The organism is Clostridium sp. CM037 (assembly GCF_055081095.1).
Genome location: NZ_CM143650.1, coordinates 2,668,005 through 2,688,777, shown reverse-complemented (window position 1 = coordinate 2,688,777; position 20,773 = coordinate 2,668,005). Strand labels below are relative to the sequence as shown.

21 protein-coding genes, 1 pseudogene and 1 riboswitch are annotated in these 20,773 nt (G+C 31.5%); of the genes and pseudogenes, 19 read left to right on the top strand and 3 right to left on the bottom strand.

Annotated elements, in window-relative coordinates:
* Window positions 1-60: 60 nt before the first annotated feature.
* Window positions 61-960 carry a glycine betaine ABC transporter substrate-binding protein gene (locus ACWJKP_RS13080; protein WP_165414527.1) on the top strand — a complete coding sequence of 300 codons (900 nt, stop codon included), beginning with the start codon at window positions 61-63 and terminating at the stop codon, window positions 958-960.
* A 97-nt stretch (window positions 961-1,057) separates the two neighbouring features.
* On the opposite strand, the gene ACWJKP_RS13075 is transcribed toward ACWJKP_RS13080, so the two are convergent.
* On the bottom strand, window positions 1,058-2,476 hold the full coding sequence (locus ACWJKP_RS13075) for an IS1182 family transposase (RefSeq protein ID WP_224578821.1): 1,419 nt from the start codon (window positions 2,474-2,476) through the stop codon (window positions 1,058-1,060).
* A 235-nt stretch (window positions 2,477-2,711) separates the two neighbouring features.
* The gene (locus tag ACWJKP_RS13070; protein ID WP_165415071.1) at window positions 2,712-3,038 is read right to left on the bottom strand and encodes a hypothetical protein; all 327 of its coding nucleotides are present in this window, start codon (window positions 3,036-3,038) and stop codon (window positions 2,712-2,714) included.
* A gap of 750 nt (window positions 3,039-3,788) precedes the next feature.
* Here ACWJKP_RS13070 and ACWJKP_RS13065 point away from each other — a divergent pair.
* The 9 genes from ACWJKP_RS13065 to ACWJKP_RS13025 all read left to right on the top strand — a co-directional run bounded on the left by ACWJKP_RS13065 (window position 3,789) and on the right by ACWJKP_RS13025 (window position 10,939).
* A complete protein-coding gene (locus tag ACWJKP_RS13065; RefSeq protein WP_224578784.1) occupies window positions 3,789-5,324 on the top strand; it encodes a transposase in 1,536 nt (511 codons plus the stop codon).
* 331 nt (window positions 5,325-5,655) lie between these two features.
* Window positions 5,656-6,168 (top strand): RNA polymerase sigma factor, encoded by a 513-nt coding sequence (locus ACWJKP_RS13060; protein WP_187351458.1) that lies wholly within the window; start codon window positions 5,656-5,658, stop codon window positions 6,166-6,168.
* Complete coding sequence (locus ACWJKP_RS13055) at window positions 6,165-6,623, top strand: hypothetical protein (protein WP_165414794.1); 459 nt, start codon at window positions 6,165-6,167, stop codon at window positions 6,621-6,623. The genes ACWJKP_RS13060 and ACWJKP_RS13055 overlap by 4 nt, the downstream gene beginning before the upstream one ends.
* A complete protein-coding gene (locus ACWJKP_RS13050; protein WP_165414793.1) occupies window positions 6,604-7,134 on the top strand; it encodes a hypothetical protein in 531 nt (176 codons plus the stop codon). Before ACWJKP_RS13055 ends, ACWJKP_RS13050 begins: the two co-directional genes overlap by 20 nt.
* Complete coding sequence (locus tag ACWJKP_RS13045) at window positions 7,127-7,432, top strand: LiaF transmembrane domain-containing protein (protein WP_165414792.1); 306 nt, start codon at window positions 7,127-7,129, stop codon at window positions 7,430-7,432. Before ACWJKP_RS13050 ends, ACWJKP_RS13045 begins: the two co-directional genes overlap by 8 nt.
* A gap of 249 nt (window positions 7,433-7,681) precedes the next feature.
* Window positions 7,682-7,810 (top strand): hypothetical protein, encoded by a 129-nt coding sequence (locus tag ACWJKP_RS13040; protein WP_258280698.1) that lies wholly within the window; start codon window positions 7,682-7,684, stop codon window positions 7,808-7,810.
* Between the two features lie 80 nt (window positions 7,811-7,890).
* Window positions 7,891-8,439, top strand: a complete 549-nt coding sequence (locus ACWJKP_RS13035; protein WP_165414791.1) for a ParB N-terminal domain-containing protein — start codon at window positions 7,891-7,893, stop codon at window positions 8,437-8,439.
* Window positions 8,440-8,595: 156 nt separating this feature from the next.
* Complete coding sequence (locus ACWJKP_RS13030; protein ID WP_165414790.1) at window positions 8,596-10,158, top strand: hypothetical protein; 1,563 nt, start codon at window positions 8,596-8,598, stop codon at window positions 10,156-10,158.
* Between the two features lie 64 nt (window positions 10,159-10,222).
* A complete protein-coding gene (locus ACWJKP_RS13025; protein ID WP_165414789.1) occupies window positions 10,223-10,939 on the top strand; it encodes an FG-GAP repeat domain-containing protein in 717 nt (238 codons plus the stop codon).
* Between the two features lie 46 nt (window positions 10,940-10,985).
* Here ACWJKP_RS13025 and msrB read toward each other — a convergent pair whose 3' ends face one another.
* A complete protein-coding gene (gene msrB / locus ACWJKP_RS13020; protein WP_462961205.1) occupies window positions 10,986-11,441 on the bottom strand; it encodes a peptide-methionine (R)-S-oxide reductase MsrB in 456 nt (151 codons plus the stop codon).
* 245 nt (window positions 11,442-11,686) lie between these two features.
* Between msrB and ACWJKP_RS13015 the strand changes: the two genes are divergently transcribed.
* From ACWJKP_RS13015 to ACWJKP_RS12975, 9 genes and pseudogenes are all read left to right on the top strand, one after another.
* Window positions 11,687-13,750 carry a penicillin-binding transpeptidase domain-containing protein gene (locus ACWJKP_RS13015; RefSeq protein ID WP_165414787.1) on the top strand — a complete coding sequence of 688 codons (2,064 nt, stop codon included), beginning with the start codon at window positions 11,687-11,689 and terminating at the stop codon, window positions 13,748-13,750.
* Between the two features lie 55 nt (window positions 13,751-13,805).
* A pseudogene (locus ACWJKP_RS13010) lies at window positions 13,806-13,868 on the top strand (hypothetical protein); the annotation flags it as partial.
* Window positions 13,828-14,008: riboswitch (cobalamin riboswitch) on the top strand. (Overlaps the previous pseudogene by 41 nt.)
* A 202-nt stretch (window positions 14,009-14,210) precedes the next feature.
* On the top strand, window positions 14,211-15,434 hold the full coding sequence (locus ACWJKP_RS13005) for an IS91 family transposase (RefSeq protein WP_165415065.1): 1,224 nt from the start codon (window positions 14,211-14,213) through the stop codon (window positions 15,432-15,434).
* The gene (locus ACWJKP_RS13000; protein WP_165415064.1) at window positions 15,415-15,654 is read left to right on the top strand and encodes a hypothetical protein; all 240 of its coding nucleotides are present in this window, start codon (window positions 15,415-15,417) and stop codon (window positions 15,652-15,654) included. Before ACWJKP_RS13005 ends, ACWJKP_RS13000 begins: the two co-directional genes overlap by 20 nt.
* A 109-nt stretch (window positions 15,655-15,763) precedes the next feature.
* Window positions 15,764-16,324, top strand: coding sequence for a bifunctional adenosylcobinamide kinase/adenosylcobinamide-phosphate guanylyltransferase (gene cobU / locus ACWJKP_RS12995; RefSeq protein WP_165414029.1), 561 nt, complete (start codon window positions 15,764-15,766; stop codon window positions 16,322-16,324).
* 34 nt (window positions 16,325-16,358) lie between these two features.
* Entirely contained in the window at window positions 16,359-17,306 is a 948-nt protein-coding gene (locus tag ACWJKP_RS12990) for an ABC transporter substrate-binding protein (protein WP_165414030.1), read from the top strand.
* Between the two features lie 16 nt (window positions 17,307-17,322).
* A complete protein-coding gene (locus ACWJKP_RS12985) occupies window positions 17,323-18,375 on the top strand; it encodes a FecCD family ABC transporter permease (RefSeq protein WP_165414031.1) in 1,053 nt (350 codons plus the stop codon).
* The gene (locus ACWJKP_RS12980) at window positions 18,376-19,140 is read left to right on the top strand and encodes an ABC transporter ATP-binding protein (RefSeq protein WP_165414032.1); all 765 of its coding nucleotides are present in this window, start codon (window positions 18,376-18,378) and stop codon (window positions 19,138-19,140) included.
* Between the two features lie 322 nt (window positions 19,141-19,462).
* On the top strand, window positions 19,463-20,602 hold the full coding sequence (locus ACWJKP_RS12975) for an O-antigen ligase family protein (RefSeq protein WP_462961204.1): 1,140 nt from the start codon (window positions 19,463-19,465) through the stop codon (window positions 20,600-20,602).
* Window positions 20,603-20,773 lie beyond the last annotated feature (171 nt).

Sequence of the window (20,773 nt, the reverse complement as noted above, 5' to 3'; positions counted from 1 at the left end):
AGCTTCGAAGAAGATGATTTAACGACATTTCAAAATAAAATAAAAGGAGTAAGTAAATTAATGATTAAAAATAATTGGAAACAATTTGGAATAGTAACATTTAGTCTAATAGCTCTGACTTTTGTAGGATGTAGTAGTAAAAGTGGCGAAGTAAAAAAGACTGATAATTCAAGTATTGAAAAACAATTAAATTATAAGATTACAGGTATAGATGCGGGCGCGGGCGTAGTGCAAGCTGCTGAAAAAGCTGTTAAAGACTATAAATTAGATTATAAAGTGCAAACTAGCTCAGGCGCTGCTATGACACAAGCACTTTCAGATGCAATTAAAAATAAGGAGCCAATTATAATAACTGGTTGGTCACCTCACTGGATGTTTAGTAAATATGATTTGAAATACTTAAAGGACCCTAAGGGATCTTTCGGTGGTGCTGAAAATATAAATACAATTGCACGCTTAGGATTAAAAAAAGATAAGCCAGATGCTTATAAAATTTTAGACCAATTTTCATGGACAGCTGATGATATGGAAGCTGTTATGCTTAAAGTTAACGAGGGTGAAGATGTAAAGAAAGTTGCAAGACAATGGATTACTGACAATAAAGATAAAGTAAGTAAGTGGACAGCGGGTGCAAAAAAAGTGGATGGTAAGGAAGTCAAGCTTGCTTATGTTTCTTGGGATACAGAAATTGCATCTACTAATGTAATTGCATTAGTACTTGAAGATATGGGATACAAAGTTAGACTTACGCAAGTAGAATCAGGTCCTATGTGGGCGGCTGTAGCTACTGGAGATGTAGATGCTATTGTTGCAGCATGGTTACCAGGAACACACGCTAAATATATGGCTGACTACAAAGGTAAAGTTGAAGATCTAGGTCCAAATCTAGAGGGAGCTAAAATAGGGTTAGTTGTTCCTAAATATATGAACATTAATTCTATAGAAGATTTAGCTAAATAGATTATTTATTAAAAATAGGCCTTTAAAAGGCCTATTTTTTCAGGTTGTTTACAAACCCAGTATAATTTTTTTATTATACTGGGCTTTTTACATGCAATTATGCGATAGCATTTTGAGTTATGGATAAATTTAAAATAACAACTATCTTCTTAGTTAGAAAATCAAAAAACAGTAAAGATAGCAGGCTAGCTATCTTTTTCATATTCTGCACTGCTGCTGTAAGCAGACACTGCTCTTGCACATTTTCTAATCCACGCATATGGCAATAGCGAAGCCCATGCAGTTGTTTTGAATCTGCGAAGCTTCGCTCTATAGTTTCTTTTCTTCTTCTATATATATTTCTGCCTTTATCTGTTCTGGTGAACTTTACAACATCTTCTTTATACGTTTCCCAAACATGTCTTCTAATAGTTTTAAACTTGCTTTTTGCAGAAAAGCATTGAGCTCTGTTTGGACATATGTCGCAATATTTTGCATTACCAACATATTCTTTATATCCTTCTCTTGTTGTTGTTTTATAATGTAAAGCCCTTAAGTCAGGGCATACGTAAATGTCCTGCTCTTTAACATATTGGAATTTATTTTTTGTGTACATTCCTTTTGTATGTGGAGACCTACGGTATCCCATTACAGATTTTAATTCCCTCTCATATAGTTTTTTACATATAAGATTTGTAGCATAACCAGCATCTGCACCAACATATTTTGTATTAAAATTAAACTTTTTTATTTGCACATCTAATCTATCGATATAAGGATCAACATCATTTATGTTTCCAGGAGTAACATACACATCAGTAATTATATTATGTCTGCTATCGACAGTTCTGTGATCTAAATATGAGAAGCCTTCCGGCTTGCCATCTCTCATCATATATCCACTGTCAGGGTCGGTTGTGCTAACTTTAGTTTCTTTTATTTTGGTAACAGGTTCTTTTTCTTTTAAAGGTTTTTTACCATGGTTTATTCTATCTTCTTCTACTGCTTTATTAAGTTCAGCTATATATTCTTTCGGCGTTTTTTCAACTTCAATTTTCACAAGCTTTCGCTTATTAGCATTTGCTTTTAGGTGTGTAGAATCTGTGTAAAGTATTTTACCGGTTACCATCTTAAGATTTATAGCCTTAAATACTACTTTGTCAAATATTTTTTGAAACACATCTGTACCTTTAAACCGTCTACGTCTATTTTGGCTAATTGTTGAATGATCTGGAATAGGATCAGTAAGACTTAGTCCTAGAAACCATCTATAAGCCACATTTACTTCAATGTCCTTTACAAGTTGTCGTTCAGATTTTATTCCAAATAAGTACCCAATAAACAGCATTTTAAAAAGTATAATAGGATCTACGCCAGGTCTTCCATTATCTAAGCAGTAATATTTTTTAGTCAGTTCTCTTATAAAAGAGAAATCCATGTATTTATCTATATTTCTCAGAATATGGTCTTTAGGAACTAAATCTTCTAAATACACCATTTCTAGTTTTTGTTGTGTGAAGTTCTTTTCATTAATCATAATAATGCCCTCCGAATTATAAAGTTTGTATACTATATATATTCGACATTGATGTCCTAAAATCCTTTTTGAATATGAAAAAAACACTCCAATTTTAAATTAGAGTGTTTTACATTTTATGTTTGTCAACGGTCTGTAAAAATAGGCCTTTAAAAGGCCTATTTTTTTACGTTATTAGATTCAGTGTATGTAGCAAGTTAGGGTGAGGTTAATTTGTCATCTCTAGTTCTACTTATTAATCTTTTCTGCAGCAATTCTTGTGAACCCAATTTTTATAGTCTTCTTGAAATCCTAAGTCAGTATAACAAATTAATTCTCCAGGAGAAATGGAATTAGTACATACCTGACAAGTAGAGTTATACTCAGCTGTCTTTGTAATCCCTAACCATAGGGGTTCATTAAGTTTTAAAAGCTCATGTTCTAGTTCATTATCTGTAAATTGCTTGCATACTAATTCACGTAAATAACCTGAAAAATTATTTTCTCCATGAGTTAATTTAGATTTTCGCAGTGCTAATTTATACACATGATCTGGCAGGTTAATTGATACTTTTTTACTCATTATTACTAACTCCTATAGTATTAATATCTACTGATATAATATGAGGGTTATTATAATTAGTGCACACTTTGTATCGAATATTGCCTTGGACGTGGTACTACTTTAAAGGTAATTATTAAAAAGTGCATAAGTAATCAATTAGAAGCAGATAGGATAGGGAATAACATATATTAGTATTAACTACAAATTTGTTGTTGGGTATTTTTTTTCAAATGCAAAATCGGTTACTCTACTTAATAATAGAACTGCCCAAAAGCCCGATCTGTTCACCAGTTAGTAAATTTAATATAGATAATATACCTAATAGTAGAAAACTAAATCCAGCTATAACAGTTGAAACTTTTTGATGTTTTAGATATTTATTTAGTACATTCTTGTCTTGAATGTTTATTTCTAGTGTTTTTTTTGAGTATTATAAATTCCTAATAAAATGAGTGTTATTCCCAGAACTATTATGAGTGAACTCATTGCTAATTTAAACATACTGTTACCTCTCATCATATAAATGTGCACTCTCGGAAACTCTTAAGGTACTGCTAACTCTTGATTCATTTTGCTCAAAAATCAACTTCACCTCAAAAATTCGTGGTGCCTCATATTGTACGAATAACCTAGAAAATTTAAGCTATTCGTATTACTTTTAATCTTTTTTACTTAAACATTGTGAAATAAGACTTGACAGCTAGTAAAAATTCGCAAAATTAAATATGTATATTTTTTTACATTATTTCATTTGCGAGGAGTGTTTTTATGTTAACTGTTAAGGTTTCTCATTCTCAATATCAATATTTTCTTGAAACATTTTTAGAAAAATTCTATATTCAAACCAATCAACAAATCACTTTGTTTGAGCGTAGTTCACAAATAACTAAAATCTGGTCTACCGACCTAACCGGAATTGTCCCTCTAATAGAAAGTACTTACTCTAAATCTAATCAAGGGGCTCCGCCCAAAGATGCGGTAGCATTACTCAGGTCACTTATTATCATGGCTTATTGTAAAGAAACTAGTATATCATCTTGGGTAAAAACATTACGTTCAGACCCTTTCTATTCAATTTTATCTGGCTTTATACCCGCTTGCTATTCAGACTCTAAAGCCGAAGGCATACATGTTGACCGAATTCCTGGTGTAGGTACTTTTTATGATTTTATGGATAGGCTGATTCATAAGGATAAGATCCTTAATAAATCCAAACTGCGTAAAATTAAACGTAAACCACGTAAAAAACAAAAGAAAAACCAAAAGATGAATAACTCCAAGTCTGGTGTAGTTGACCGTTTAGTTAAAAGAATCTTAAAATATGATAATTCAAAGCTCCTTGACAGAAGCGAATCCAAAATGAACAACATACTTAAAGAATTATTTGTTATTCCTTCTTTATCAATGGGTATTTTGGGCGATCCTTCTAAACTAAATATTGCTGGCGACGGAACCTGTATGCCAACACAGGCTTCGCCTTACGGTAAAAAAGTTTGTGATTGCAAACTTAAACCAGGAGAACATTGTGACTGTTATCGAAAGTTTACCGACCCCAGTGCTAGCTGGGGTTGGGATAGCTTTAATGAACATTATTACTATGGTCATACCTATCACGGATTTACTGCCTGTGATAGCTTTTACAGCCTACCTATCCATATTAAATTTGTTAGCGCGGCACGCCATGATGCTGTTACTGGCGTTTATGCACTTAAAGAACTTGTGGATTTATATCCTGAAATTAAATTTCATTCTGTAGCCTTAGATTCTGCTTATGATGCTAATGCTTTTTATCTTTTATGCATGCATTATGGAATAAATCCTATTATTGATTTAAATTCACGTTCTTCAAAACCTTCATCAAATAGTGAATTTGTTAAACTTGATAAGAATGCTATTCCACACGGAACTGTTTGTGGACATCAGCTTCGTAATTGGGGAATTATTAGTAAACAATATAGACATAAATGGTTATTCCCAGTTCAATGTGAAAACTGTGAAAAATGTCCTATGAAAAGCAATAAATCTTATTACACTAAAACATTAGACAACCCAAGGTATTTCACTCCAATATTAAGAGGTTCAAAACAATGGAAATCTCTTTATAAAAGACGTTCAACTACTGAAAGATGTTGGGATAGAATAAATAACAATTTTCATGCTGAAGATGCAATTATTTATTCTGTTGGGTGTAGAATAACAAGGGTATTTCTTGGTGCATTTTGCTGTTTCATAGATGCTTGGGCATCAGAAAGATTAATAGCCCTTGCCGATATTTTCCCAACTCTTAAAAATATAGCTGCGTAATTTAAAATAAATTTCAATTCAATAACCAGCCTACGGCTTTTTTAAAATAGTGTATAAAAAAGTCTTTTTGTCATGTCCGTAATTAATTCAAATATAACTTTTCATTCAAATAAGCACTTTTAATACTTAAATATGGAAATTGTTAATTATTGTTTTCCGACTATACTATATAAATATATAAGCAATAGCCTAACAGCTATTGCTTATTAAATTGTACTTTATTTACATGATAATTGTAACATTAATTTTAATAACATTACATTTTAAATGTTATAATTGAAGTGTTTTTTATTTCTCAATCGTTATATTAAGTGTAAGGGCAAAAAAGGGGGTGATGGTTATTCAAAAAGAACAGTTTGCAAACTATATAAAACAATATGAACGTTTAATCATTACTATTTGTCTATCCTTTACAAAAAATTACTTTGATGCAGAAGATCTGGCACAACAAACTTTTTTGTCTGCATATACAAGCTTTGGTAAATTTGATGGGGTAAATTTTAAAGCTTGGCTTACAACAATTGCAGTGAATAAATGTAAAGATTTTCTTAAAAGTCCTGCAAGAAAAATTCACAGCATCCCTGATGAAGATTTTGAGGGTATAAAGGATAAGGGGGAAACACCTGAGGAGTCGCTTTTAAAAAAACATAGTAGCGAAAAAATATATAGTTTATGTAAGAAATTAAAAGAGCCTTATAGGGCGGTGTCAGTAAACTATTTTTGTGAAGATATTAAACTTTCTGATATGGCAAAAAACACAGGTCAAAGTTTGAAAACATTGCAAACACATCTTTATAGATCCAAAAAGATGTTGAAAGTTTTATGGAAGGAGGAGTTTATGTGAGTGGTACATTATTTAAAGAAAACGGACACTTAAGTAAAATATCAATAAAAGGACTTAAAGAGGGATCTCTAAGTGATAATGAACTAATTTTATTATCAGAACATATTTGCCATTGTGAAGGCTGTGCTGATGCTTTAGCTAATAGTTTTGATGATAATGAGCTTACTGATGCTCCTTTAGGATTTGAGCAGGAAATACTAAACAAAATAAATAAGGAAAAAGAAATTAATACTCAATTTATCTTTTATTCTCTTAGAGTAGTAATGGCAGCAAGTATAGCATTAATGTTCGTTTTTTCAAATCCATTAAATTTTGTGGCCAATGCTAAAAGTGAAACACTGGAGGTAACCCCTATGAGTTTAAGTACCATAAACTCAATTAATGAAAGTCTTAATAATTTCTCGCAAAAAATAATTAACTTGGAGGTTTTTAATAATGAAAAAGGAAAAAAGTAAATTTTTAACCTTTAGCTTTTCAATGTTACCTGGCGCAGGTCACATGTATATGGGATTTATGAAGATGGGTTTATCACTTATGACAGCATTCTTCTTTTTAATATTTCTTTCTAGCTGGCTTTCGATAGGGCCACTACTATTCGTTTTACCATTGATTTGGTTTTATTCGTTTTTCGATTGTATGAATAAACGTTATTCAACGGATGAGGAGTTTTTACTTTTAGAGGACAATTATTTATTTTCTCTCGATGAATTAGTGAAAATAGATAAAGGAATGTTTAAGAAACACAGCTTGATTGCAGGGATATTACTAGTGTTTCTAGGCATTTATTTAATATGGAATAACATCATAATCACCTTACTTGGACGTATGAATATATCGGGAGAACTATATAATATTATTAATGAGGTAACAAGAGTGGCTCCTCAAGTAATAATAGGTATTGTAATAATTGTTGTGGGTGCGAAACTTATTATAGGCAAGAAAAAAGAGTGTGATATGAATGATTAAGGGACGTAGAGTGGGAACATTTACTACTGGAATAGTTTTAGTTATATTTGGAATAATGTTTTTACTACGATTAATAAATCCAAGTATTAAATATTTACTAATAGCATCGATGTGGCCACTAGTTTTAGTTCTACTAGGAATTGAAATTATTGTAGCCTACTTAATAAACAAAAAAGAAGCAATGAAATACGATTTTGGCGCAATAATGCTGATAATAATGTTATCATTCTTTGCAATGGGCATGGGATGCATGGAGTATACAATTACTCATATTGAACAGTTTAGAACTGTATTTTAACGACATTTTAGAAGCTGTGTAGCTTTGCAGGAGATGATTTAAGTACTGGAAAGTTTCGTTAAGTAAGTGGCAAATAGTAGCATAAAAAGATAGTTCAAACCCTAAAAGTATGCTATTTCCTGCAATTGTAGGGTTTGAATTGTAACTTTATGCATACAATGATATAATAGATGTATAGGTAAGAATAGTGATAAGTAATAGTTAAGATTTACAAATAAAATTTTTGAATTTACGAATGGGGTGAAGTCTGTGTTAGCTTATAATGAAAAAAATTCTACAGTTGAAAAATATCTAAAAACGTCTAACATAGTCATAGGTAAATTTACTTGCGTGAAAACTAATATGAAGTTAAATTATAATATAGTTAAAAACACCTAGAAAGGGCTATGAGCTTTCTAGGTGTTTTATTTTTGGAATTCAAGAGCTAAAATATATACAATTAAAAGGAGAGTTTAAATATGAATAAGAGTGAGATTATAATTAAGGGATTACCTGTAAAAACAAATAGGTTAGAGAATGGAGATGTTAATTTACTATTTAAAATAGGAACTTATGATGATATGAATTCAATTTATAGAGTAATTGTCAAAAAAGATTATTGGAGAGATGCAGTAATAGGTATGAAGGATGTAAATTATTTTGTAATTAAAGGTGAATTAAAAGCGTGCGTAAATAGCAAGGGAACCCCTTTTATTTCAGTTGAAGCATCATCAATTAAAATATTCAATCTGTTAAAAGATGCGAATGGTCAAATAGATTTAAATTACGAAATGCCAATTGGAACAGACGAAATAATGGATATTTCAAAGTTAGTAAATGAAAATGAAGATTTGTCAATAAAACGTTCAAAAAACAAAGCAATAAATTATATGAAGAATAATAAAAAGTTTAACAAACCTATTGTTATTAAAAAAGGAAGCTTTGTAATTGTATCGGGCCATGATCAATATGCAGCAGCGCAAGAACTTGGAATAAATAACGTGCCAGTTTCATATGAAGAAAATTAGTAAGTCAAAATTATATTTTTATTTTACTATTTATATTAGTTTTTAATATTATCTACAGTCAGTGATGTGAATATGTTTGAACATAGTATGCAAACAGGCTATAATATATTAAATACAACATATTGTTTATTTTATATAAATGTTTGGAGGGAGAAAATGGTTTGCTACAGCTGTAAGAATGAATTTACTAATATTAATGGATTAAAATTTTGCCCATATTGTGGAGAGAAAATAGAAGAAAAAATAGATTTAGAAGATGAACAGATTACTAATAAAAATAATAACAGGGATAAAGAAAAGACAGTTGGAGCGGACAAAAAAGAGGAAAAACATCAGGAGACGATAGCGATGCCTGCAATAACTGAGGAAAACATAAAAAAGGATAAAAGGGATAAGGTTTTTGCTTATTTTAAAAAAACATTTGTGCATAGGAAAGTAATTATACCTATAATATCATTATTAGTTGTTACCTCAGTCGCAGTCTTTGCATACACAGTTTTTATTGTTAAACCAGTGGATGAAGTGAAAATAAAAGACGACTTGCTAGGAAAAGTAGTAACTCTTCCTAAAGGAACAGTAATAAAAATAAGCAAAAATGATATGAAAAGCTTTAAGATAAATAGTAGGAATACATATAAGGGCAAGGATGACATAAAAGTAGATTTAACTTTAAACAATGGCGCTATTGAGGCAAAGACTTCTTTGGCTCTAGTATATAATGATGAAGGAAAAAATCAATGGAAGATTAGCCCTAAAATTATAGTTGAGAGCGTTAATTCATTGAAACCGTTGGTAGGTATGAATGAAAAGAAGTTTTGGGTTGGATTAAAAAAATTAAGTATTAATATTGCAGATATACCAAAAGTATTAAGCGGACAAGATGTCACAAATCTTGGCATGGTTTCAAGAACACCGGATTTAGAAAACAAAAAAGAAGAAATTTTGGTGACAGCTTCTATAGACAGTGGACTTCTGGTTTCTACAGGAAAGATAAAGTGTAACCTTGTTTTTGAAAATGAAACTTGGAGAATTGATAACATTGAAGAAAACAGCGCAGAGGGATCTAAATTAGTCTTATCACCAACTTTTTCTGATGAAAAGGTTATTGAAACTATAAAAGAACAAGGAGTGGGAGAAACAGTATCCTATTCAAGTTTTTTTGGTGGCAAGGGGTTTGCTATAAATGATAGATTTACTAAGAGTATTAATATATCTGATAAAAAGTTTGATGTACAAAATGGAACATTAATTGTTAATGCTAAGAGGGAAAGTATAGTGGGAGAAATAAAGTTGGTATTATCAACTAATTATACTTTCTCAATATCTTTCGCCAATATATCTTTTTTAAACAGGTCAAAAACTACCGTTGATAGTGGGACAATAAACAATGTGCCTACGGAGATAATAGTACCCTCTATTACCAATGCCGAAATTGAAGGGAGTAATTTATTTTTCTGGTGGTCTAATAACCATAAAATAACAGCTAAAGAAGCGAAGACCTTTAAATCTAATGAAATATTGTCTAAGAAGGGATTAGATAATATAAAATATGTTTATGGAAGTATTACTTATAAAGATGAGAAAAAGAATGAAAACAAAAACGTTTCTTTTGTAGCGCTATATTTTCTTGTTTACGATGCTGACAAGGGATATAACTGGAAATTAGATAAATTAGTTGGCGAAGATTCGCCCAATTACAAGGCATATAAAAATCAATAAATGGAACAATTTATTGCTTGGCTCATAAGATATTTTATAAATCTTATAATGCAAAGGAGCAGTTATGTATAATAGATATAATAGGATAAATCCGAGCGTTGTTAGTTATGCAAGTGGAGATGTAAATGGTGATGGAATAACAGATGCTGTGTACTTAACAGGTATAAAGACACCAGATAGTCCATATACTCAAAATATCATCCTTTTAATTCAAGATGGAATAACAGGTGATTTTGCTAGTATGCCACTTAGTGAAAATACAGGATACAATCCTACACTATTTTTGGGGGATTTTACAGGAGATGGTGTAGATGATATTTTAATAAGTATTGCAACAGGTGGTAGTGGTGGAATAATGTACTATTACATTTATTCGTTTATTAACAATGAAGTAAAATTACTATTTGACTTTAATGTATATAATGAGCAATATAAATACGATGTTACTTATAAAGACGATTACAAGGTTGAAGTTATCAGTAAGAAAAATAACCAAAAATACATTATAGATATATCCAACAAGGACGCCGATTATTTAAATGAAATATACGACGAAAACGGAAAGCTAAAGAATCCAATCAACGGATTCGTTGATCCTATAAGCGGCTTATATCCTGTGGATTTTGATTCAGATAAAGTATATGAGCTATTGGGTTATCAAAAAATAGCTGGAAGATACCATGCAGACTCCTTAGGATATGTTTTAAATACTTTAAAATGGAAAGATAAGACATTTGCTTTGTATAATCAGCAAGTAGCTATTAATGGATTACAAGTATAGGTATACTTGTAACGACAGTTTTGGAGGAGAGCGAGAAACGCTCTCCTTATTTATTGAATAATTCTAAGTAATCTCCATACCCTTCATCGCAGAGCTTATGAATTGGTATAAACTTTAGTGAAGCACTATTTATGCAATATCTTAATCCACCCTGGGAAATCGGACCATCGTTGAATAAATGTCCTAAATGACTGTCACCATATTTGCTCCTTACTTCTGTTCTCATTATACCATGGGTTGCATCCTTATTTTCTTTAACGTTAGCATCCTCAACAGGCTTTGTAAAACTAGGCCACCCACAACCTGAATCAAATTTATCAAGAGATGTAAATAAGGGCTCTCCACTATTAATATCTACATAAATGCCTTCTTCTTTATTATTCCAAAATTCATTTTCAAAAGATTTTTCTGTGCTGCTTTCCTGACTTACTTCAAACTGAATTGGAGTTAAGATCTTCTTTAGTTCTTCTTTACTTTTTTTAGTATAAACTTTATTATCCATAATAATGCCTCCTTAATAATGAGTATAATATTTATTGCACCAATTAATAGTTATTATATACTAAATACATTATAAGCAACAGGGGTAAAGATGTGTTGAAAATAGTATCCTGAGGGTATTAATTCTCTAGTTAATATAATTTATTTTATAATATATTTGTTTAATATGCAAAAAATAAACTTTTAAAAATCATACTATTTAATTATACGGTTCAAGTGTTATAATAAGTAAGGGGTGGTAAAAAAATGTCGAAAAAAAACTTAAAAGTAATACTTTTTACAACGATAGGGATTATATTAATAGTAATGGCAGTACTTATGTTTAATTTTTTTACAAAAGTGGATAGTGCAACAAAAACATTTGATACATATAAGAATAAGTGGGTAAAGCAGGATTTCAAAACAATGTATAGCATGCTTTCAGTTAAAACTAAGGAAACAATAACTGAAAAGGAATTTGTAGACAAATACAATGCTATTTATAGTGGAATAGAGGCTAAAAGTATATCTATTAATGTGGAGAATGAAGATAAAATTAAGGAAGGAAATAAAAAAGCTATAAATATACCATTTTCTATAGTTATGGATACTGCAGCAGGGCAATTAAAAATGCCAGGCTACCAGGCTACTATGGTGAAGGAAGAAGTTAACAATAAAAAGCAATGGACATTAGTTTGGAATGAGAAAATGATATTTCCTAGTATGGAAGCGGGAGATAAGGTTAGGGTAGAGCCAGAAGTGGCTATACGTGGAGAAATTTATGATAGGAGTAAAAAACCACTTGCAATAAATGATTTAATTGTTACGATTGGAATAAAACCCATTACATTTATTAAAAATAAGGATGCTAATATATCGCAGATGGCTAAGATACTAGATGTTGATGCTTCGGTTATAGAAAATAAACTAAAGGATAATGAAAATTCTGATCAATTTATACCGATTATTAACATACTACGCACTGAAAAAGTAAAAATAGATGGAGTTATGAAGCTTGACGGGGTAATCCAGAACAAGCCTAAAGGTAGAGTATATCCAGGTGGGGAAGCTTTGGGGTCGCTTATAGGATACATAAAGCCGATAACCGCTGAGGAACTACAAAAGAATTCTAGTAAAGGGTATAACTCATTTAGTTTAATAGGAAAGGCAGGTCTTGAACAGGTTTATGAAGACAAGCTTAAGGGTGAAAATGGGGCAACAATATATATATCAAAACAAAATAATAACAATAAGGTTGTAATTCTTAAAAAAGAATCAAAAGCAGGTGAAAATATAACATTATCAGTAGATAGTGAACTACAGAAGAAAATATATGAAGGGATGAATAAAGAGCCGGGAGCCAGTGCAGCAATAAATCCAAAAACTGGAGAGGTATTGGCTTTAGTAAGTTCCCCGTCATATGATTCAAATGCAATTACTACTTATGTTTCTAATACCCAAAAGGCAGAATGGGAAAAAACAGGGGATCCATTTAAAAATAGATTTAAGGCTGTATATTCTCCAGGGTCTACATTTAAACTGATAACGGCTGCAGTTGGGTTAGAGCAAGGGAAGATAAAACCTAGTGAACTTATTAACATACCGGGAAACGAATGGCAACCAGATAAATCATGGGGACTCAATAAGGTTACTAGGGTTGGTGAACCGAGAGAGTCAGTGAATTTACAGGATGCATTTGTATACTCTGATAACATATATTTCGCAAAGGCAGCTCTTAATATAGGTAAAGAGGAATTTATAAAAGGATGCAACAATTTTGGAATAGGTCAAAAACTTCCAATAGATTATCCAATAGCAAATTCACAAGTAGCCAATGGTAACAACATTAAGAATGATGTAGCATTAGCAGATACTGGTTATGGTCAAGGGGAGGTCCTTATGAGCCCACTTCACCTTGCACTATCGTATAGCGCAGTTGTTAACGATGGAAATATTATGTCTCCAACTTTAGAAAGTTTGAATGAAAAGGTAAAGGCTAAGGTATGGAAAGCTAATGCAATTTCCGCGGATAATATAAAATTTGTAAAAGATGGTCTCACTGGAGTTATCGATAACCCAAATGGTACAGGTCATGCGGCAAAAGTTGATGGGCAAGCTCTCGCGGGTAAAACTGGAACAGCGGAACTTAAGAAAGATGACAAGGATAAAGCTGCAGAAGAAAATGGATGGTTTATATGTATGGATACAGCGAGTCCTAAAATAGTAGTATCAATGTTAATGGAAAACGTTAAAGAGAAAGGTGGAAGTCACCATGTGGTACCTATTGTAAAAGGAGTAATGGAATATTACTTAAATAAAACACTGAAATAGCGTTAGAAAGTAGGTAGAATGATTTACATTGCTTTAATATTTTTTTGATGTTACAATAAAAATAGTCAACTTAATAAAAATTAAATATTGTTTTAGGTGCCCTGTAACAGGGGTTAAAAGGGAAAGTGATTATAAAACCACTGCAGCCCACCGCTACTGTATTAGAGGATGAAATCCAAAGAACCATTGGGAAACTGAGAAGGTTGGAGAGTAAGATGATGCTAAAGCCAGTAAACCTGCCTATTGCTTGAAATTTTAGTCTTCGGAGGGAGGATGAAAAATGCATGATTTAACAATAATATTGGGTTATCCAATATGTGAAAAATTTAATTGCATTATTCCACATCCTTGAGATGTGGTTTTTTTATTATATAGGAAACAGCTTGCGGAAACCGCTGTGGATAACATTCTAGCTAAAAAATAGATAGAAAAAATCAGATAAATATGAGATGATTAAATCATGAAAATAAATAAGATTACTATAAAACAAATATTTGAAGATAATTATCCAGAGTTTTGGAAATTGAATAAAGAAAAGTATCCTGAAAAGATGAGAGAACATATGAATATCGAAGTAATGAAAATGATAGGATGTGGAGATATTTCATTAGGTTTTGTTGCGTATATATGCTTAAAATGTTTAGAAGTATTTAAAATAGGGTTTACATGCAAAAGTAGATTTTGCAGTAAATGTGGGAAAAAGTACATAAGTGAATGGGTAGAAAAACAAGTAAACAAGATTTTAGATGTACCGCATAGACATTGTGTATTCACAATACCAGCTGAATATAGGAATTATTTTTACTGGAATAGGGAGTGCTTAAAAGATTTACAAGACATGGTATATGAGGCTATAAACGAGTTTGCGAATGGTGTAAACTATAAAAATAGAGAAGAGTATCAGAAAAAGAAAAGGGGTAAAAAAGGAGGAGTACTTTGGCAAAGTGGAATGATAGGAGTAGTGCATACATTTGGAAGGAATGTAGGTTTTAATCCACATGTCCATGCATTGGTTCCAGAAATAAAAACAAAAGGCAATGAAGTTAAGGAGATGGAATACCTTGACTACAAATATTTCAGAAAAGTTTGGCAGTTTAAATTAATAAATTATATGATAAGTAAAAAGCCAGAGAAGAACGCAGAATACTTAAAAATGTTTAAAGATTATCCTGATGGATTCTATATAAATGCAAAATCAAGAATGAAAAGTGCAAGAGGTGCAGCAAGATATATAGGCAGATACTTAGCAAGGCCTGCGATAGCAGAATATAGAATACTTAGTTATGATGAGAAAAATGTAACGTTTTGGTATAAGAGTCATGAAACCAATGAGAGAGTAGAAGAAACAGTTACAGCGCAAGTATTCGTAGGTAGATTATTAATGCATATTACCCCTAAATATTTCAAGATGGTTAGACTATACGGAGTATATTCAGGCAGTATAAGTGTAAAAGTTCGGAAGTGTTTTGGTCTTTTGCAATACATAAAAAGTGGTCTTAAGGCAATTCAGTTCACACTAAAAATAAATTGGAAAAAGGAAACAAGAAAAATGACTTATAGAGAATTAATGATTATTAATTTTTCCAAAGATCCGAGAAAGTGTTTAAAATGCGGCCAGCTAATGGAATTGTGGCAAATATGGCATAGAAAGTATGGGTATATATATGATATGGGAACGTATTAAAAGAATTTTTAAAGGTAAAGTGAATGAGGATAGCATACCATTTCGACCACAAGAACGTGATAAAATGATACTTTTTAAATGTAAAAAATGTGGGTTTGAAGAAGAAGTGCCTGACTTTGTTGCGTTTGAATGTTATACGCCTGAAGAATATGACAAGAAAAGTGGTAGTCCTATTGTTTTGTGTATAGAATGTGGTTCAGATATGATAATTAAGAGGTGATGCCACACTATTTGTGGAGCATCACTTTAATACTCGACCGTAGGGAGATTTTGTTCTTTGTTGATTTTTTTACATTAGAGTATATTATTAAAATAATAAGGAGCATACTATGAAAAAAATTATACTTATAACAGGTGGAGCAAGGAGTGGGAAAAGTACATATGCTGAGAAGCTAGCCAAAGAAGAGAAGGGCAACGTACTTTATATTGCAACTTCAATTCCGTTTGATGATGAAATGAAGGACAGAGTAAAAAAACATAAAGAAAGAAGACCAGCTAATTGGTATACTTTTGAAGGCTATAAGAATTTAAAACAGGTATTCTATAACGAAGAAATGCAGTTTGATACGATTTTATTAGATTGTATTACAATAATGACTACAAATCTTATGTTTGATGAAGCGGGGGATAATTTCGATGATCTTAATAATCAAGCTATAAGTGCAATGGAAAAAGGGATTTTACAAGAGGTAGCAGTATTTCTTGACGAAGCAGAAAAAAACTTAAAAACAATAATTCTTGTAACTAACGAAATTGGCTCTGGAATTGTACCAGAATACAAGATGGCAAGGGTTTTTAGAGATATTGCGGGTAGAGTTAATCAGTATATTGCATCAAGGGCTCAGGAAGTTCACATGGTGGTTTGTGGTATCCCAATTAAAATTAAATAAGTAATTAAAAAAATACAATTTATGGAGGCAACTTATGTTTAAAAGAAAAGGTATAATAAGTCTAGTTTTAGCTGTTTTTGTTTGTGTTGTATTTAGCGCGTGTGGCAGCAAAGGTGAGAATAAAGGGTCTCTTAATACTACTAAAAAGGAAACTAACGCTGTAGTATATCCGCTAAAGGTATTTGACTCATATAATAGAACGGTTATCATTGAAAAAGAACCTAAAAGAATTATTACAATTGCACCAAATATAACAGAGGGAATATATGCACTTGGTAAAGGAAGCAGTGTAGTTGGTAGAAGTGATTACGATGATTACCCAGCTCAGGCCCTTAAGGTTACATCTGTTGGTGACTTATTGCAACCAAGTGTAGAGAAAATTGTTGAATTAAAACCTGATGTAGTTATTGTATCAGCTCTTTTTGATAAGGCTATTATTAAAAAATTAGAGGATCTTAATGTAAAGGTTGTAGCGCTTGGTGGTGAAGAAAATTTTAATGGTGTGTATGACACAATGTCAAAACTTGGTCAGGTTGTAAATGCTAGTGGGGAAGCCCAGACAATAATATCAGATATGAAAAGGAAAGTTGCAGAAATAACTGATAAGGTTAAGGATGCTAAGAAGCCAACAGTGTACTATGTAGCAGGATTTGGCAAGAGTGGTGATTTTACAGCAGGAAAAGATACATTTATAGGTAGTATGATAGACATTGCTGGCGGAAAAAATGCTGCGGGCGACGTAGTTGGTTGGAACTACAGTGTAGAAAAGCTTGTAGAAAAGAATCCTGATGTGCTAATTTGTTCAAAGCTCTATGATTCAAAAAAAGGTATAAAATCTACCAATGGTTACAAAGATTTGAATGCAGTTAAGAACGGCAAATTATTGGAGATTGATGAAAACATTATTGTTAGGCAGGGACCGAGACTTGCAGAAGGACTTGAAGCAATTGCTAAATTAGTTCATCCTGAACTTTTTAAATAAAAGGGGTTAAATAACCATGACGTTTATAGAAAATAAGAGTTATTATCGACGAGTTTTTGCAGTAGGGGTATTTTTACTCCTAATTGTAATGATTGTAGCAACAAATTTTGGGGTAGCAGATATTTCTTTAAAACAGACAGCCCTAATTATTATAAGCAAAATTCCAATATTAAATAACAGTGTATCCTTAGATGGAATTAATCCTACATCTGCAATCATATTGGTAAAGTTAAGACTTCCTAGAATCATTTTATCCTGTTTAGTAGGAGCAGCACTTTCAGTGGTTGGTACCTCTTTTCAGGGTATTTTCAAAAATCCAATGGCAGATCCATTTATTCTCGGAGTTTCATCAGGGGCTGCACTTGGGGCCACTATAACCATGGTTTTTCTTAATGAAATCAATTTTTTAGGGATGAGCATGGTGGCATTCAATGCTTTTGTAGGTGCTATAATAACTACTTTTCTGGTTTATAATATTGCGAGAGTCGGTACTAAAGTTCCAGTTACCACACTTTTACTATCGGGTGTTGCCATAAATTATTTATTATCATCCATTATTTCATTAATGATGACCTTTAATAGAGATAATATTGAAAAAATAGTTATGTGGACGATGGGAAGTTTTTCAACAGCTGGATATCACGAGGTAATTTTACTGTTTATAATAGTAGTTCCCTCAATTTTATTTATTTTTACATTTTCAAGAGATCTGAATATCATGGTTCTTGGAGAAGAGAGTGCTAGAAGTCTTGGTGTAGATGTAAATGGATTAAAAAAGTATATACTTTTAATAAGTACTTTGATGGTGGCAGCAGTCGTATCTGTAAGTGGAATAATTGGATTTGTAGGCCTTATAGTGCCGCACTCTATTAGAATGATTTTTGGACCAGATAATAGGGTGGTTATACCATTTTCTGCACTTGGGGGAGCTATATTTTTAATAATTTGCGATACGCTTGCAAGAGCAGTAGTGCCTCCATCAGAAATACCAGTAGGAATTATTACTTCAATTTTTGGAGTTCCATTTTTTATATATTTATTATATAGAACAAAGAAGAAGGCGATGTAATTGATAGAGATAAATAACGTAAGTTTTTCCTTTGAACAGGAAGTATTAAAGGATATTAGTATAAACATAGAAAGAGGAAAATTTCACACTATTCTAGGTCCAAATGGTTCAGGTAAAACTACACTTCTAAGGATATTATCAAAATCACTGCAACCTGAAAAGGGTGAAGTTTTTATTGATGAAAAGGACTTAGCCCAAATGAAATCAAAGGTTTTAGCAAAGAAAATAGCAGTGGTACCGCAAAGCACAGAAATCGAATTCGATATTTCAGTACAAGATATAGTTCTTATGGGAAGAACGCCTCATATTTCTAGATTCTGCTCAGAAAGTGAAAAAGATATGGAAATAGCTATAAAAGCTATGAAAATGACAAACACTTGGGGTCTTAGAAATAAAAGCATAAATGCATTAAGTGGCGGAGAAAGACAACGAGTGGTAGTGGCAAGAGCGATTGCCCAAGAAACAGGAATAATTCTTTTAGATGAGCCTATTTCTCACCTAGATATTCATCATCAAATTGAAATGATGAATCAATTAAAACAATTAAATGAAAATAAAAACATAACAATTATTGCTGTGCTACATGATTTGAACATAGCGGCTGCATATGGCAATCATATGATACTAATGCATGATTGCTTAGTTTACAAAGATGGAACTCCAGAGGAAGTATTAACAGAAGATATAATTAAAGAGGTTTACGGATTAGATGTATATATAACTAAAAATCCTAAAACGGGTAAAACTTTTATTATGCCATTTTAGTAGCAAGGGTAATCCTTTGCTACATTTATTTTTTTGAAACAATATGGGAAAAGAGATATAATGGAGGAAGGGGGATAATAAAAATGATATCCTACAGATATTTTAGTCGGTGTAGCTTTAGGGCTTATATGTTGTAGAATAATAATATACCCTTTTAATAAAGTAAACAATAATACCAAGGCTAGTATATAATAGAAAGAGGTGACAAGGTTAATATTAGTACTTAATGGAATTGCAGTTTACAAAATGATAAGTTAATTCTCTTGGGCACTTATCATTATGCTTACGAAAAAAAATTACTAGAGATGAAGGTGGCTTTATTATGGGCATTTTAGTTTTATTAACAATCATTTCTCCTTATACGACCATAATACCATTATTATATATGATATATATGGTGTTATTTAAAAAAATTAAGATAGATAAAAATTATTGGAATATAGGACTTTGTTTACTATTTATTTGGTCTTTAATAGTAGGAGTTATAAATTATAGTTTTACATCAATTGTTGCATCTTTTGCTCTCTTTATATATCTATGTGTTAGTATTTTTTTGCAAAATTATTGTACAAATGAAAATATGGTGGAAAAGATATATATGTATTTAGTGTTTTTTTCTCTGTTCTCAGCAATTTTTGGAATTATTGAGAAAGTGTTATATGAGTATTTTAATTTTAATATTTGGGGGGGATTTCTTCAAAGCACAGCTCAGCCAGCAGTTAATGGTAGAATATATAGCACCTTTGGAAATCCTAATGTAGCGGGGAACTGGTTTGCTATAATGATTCTTGTAGGTATTTATTTTTGTAGCATTAAATCAAAAACTGCAAAATTATTTTATGAGACAGCGACAATCCTCTTTGTTATTGCATTGTGTTTAACGGGATCTCGGGGTGCTTTTATGGGGCTATTATTTGGCGTTTTTATATTTTATCTACTTAAAGGTAATAAAAAAGATATATGGCTGTTTATCACAATATTTATAATTACGGCTGTAATTACTTTTGTACCACCAGAAATGCTTAAAAATTTAACCGGACATGATTTCGATACCTCATTCAATAGTCGTTTTGGAATATGGGATGGATGTTTAAAAATGATAAAACTTAAGCCTTTTACGGGTTGGGGTATTATGGGGATAACTGACCATGGAGAAAGCTTCATGAAAGGGTATTATTATGCAACCCTATACCACGGTCACAATATCTGGATTACTATTATGACAACACTTGGAGCTGTTGGGCTTCTCATATATACCTATATGAAAATTAATTTATTCCGAAATTTAAAGATACTTCATGCACAAAATTGTAGATTAGTTCCAATGTTGGCAGGTATTCAAGCTGTAATAATTGGGCATGGACTGGTTGACTTCACAATGATTGCACCACAAGCTGGGTTATTATTTATAGCTAGTTCAGCTATAATAAACGCCCTTATAAAACAAGATAATATCAAGTGAGAAAAATATAATAGATATAATAATTTCATTACTAATAGACTAAATTTAAGTCGTTATAATTATTTTTGAGTTTATTATTTATTTATTTATTTATTTGAAGAACAAAGGAATTGATAATATTTAGTCGAATTAGATATATTAGTAATAAATATTTTGGCTTGCAATAATTTC

Bases quoted from the DNA above. Each gene is read 5' to 3' on its own strand.
- msrB (WP_462961205.1), bottom strand. From the start codon at position 11,441: ATGGATAATAAAGTTTATACTAAAAAAAGTAAAGAAGAACTAAAGAAG.
- cobU (WP_165414029.1), top strand. From the start codon at position 15,764: ATGAAAAAAATTATACTTATAACAGGTGGAGCAAGGAGTGGGAAAAGT.
- ACWJKP_RS13045 (WP_165414792.1), top strand. From the start codon at position 7,127: ATGATTAAGGGACGTAGAGTGGGAACATTTACTACTGGAATAGTTTTA.
- ACWJKP_RS13065 (WP_224578784.1), top strand. From the start codon at position 3,789: ATGTTAACTGTTAAGGTTTCTCATTCTCAATATCAATATTTTCTTGAA.
- ACWJKP_RS13000 (WP_165415064.1), top strand. From the start codon at position 15,415: ATGATATGGGAACGTATTAAAAGAATTTTTAAAGGTAAAGTGAATGAG.
- ACWJKP_RS13070 (WP_165415071.1), bottom strand. From the start codon at position 3,038: ATGAGTAAAAAAGTATCAATTAACCTGCCAGATCATGTGTATAAATTA.
- ACWJKP_RS13015 (WP_165414787.1), top strand. From the start codon at position 11,687: ATGTCGAAAAAAAACTTAAAAGTAATACTTTTTACAACGATAGGGATT.
- ACWJKP_RS13025 (WP_165414789.1), top strand. From the start codon at position 10,223: ATGTATAATAGATATAATAGGATAAATCCGAGCGTTGTTAGTTATGCA.
- ACWJKP_RS13075 (WP_224578821.1), bottom strand. From the start codon at position 2,476: ATGATTAATGAAAAGAACTTCACACAACAAAAACTAGAAATGGTGTAT.
- ACWJKP_RS12975 (WP_462961204.1), top strand. From the start codon at position 19,463: ATGGGCATTTTAGTTTTATTAACAATCATTTCTCCTTATACGACCATA.
- ACWJKP_RS12990 (WP_165414030.1), top strand. From the start codon at position 16,359: ATGTTTAAAAGAAAAGGTATAATAAGTCTAGTTTTAGCTGTTTTTGTT.
- ACWJKP_RS13005 (WP_165415065.1), top strand. From the start codon at position 14,211: ATGAAAATAAATAAGATTACTATAAAACAAATATTTGAAGATAATTAT.
- ACWJKP_RS13030 (WP_165414790.1), top strand. From the start codon at position 8,596: ATGGTTTGCTACAGCTGTAAGAATGAATTTACTAATATTAATGGATTA.
- ACWJKP_RS13050 (WP_165414793.1), top strand. From the start codon at position 6,604: ATGAAAAAGGAAAAAAGTAAATTTTTAACCTTTAGCTTTTCAATGTTA.
- ACWJKP_RS12985 (WP_165414031.1), top strand. From the start codon at position 17,323: ATGACGTTTATAGAAAATAAGAGTTATTATCGACGAGTTTTTGCAGTA.
- ACWJKP_RS13035 (WP_165414791.1), top strand. From the start codon at position 7,891: ATGAATAAGAGTGAGATTATAATTAAGGGATTACCTGTAAAAACAAAT.
- ACWJKP_RS13080 (WP_165414527.1), top strand. From the start codon at position 61: ATGATTAAAAATAATTGGAAACAATTTGGAATAGTAACATTTAGTCTA.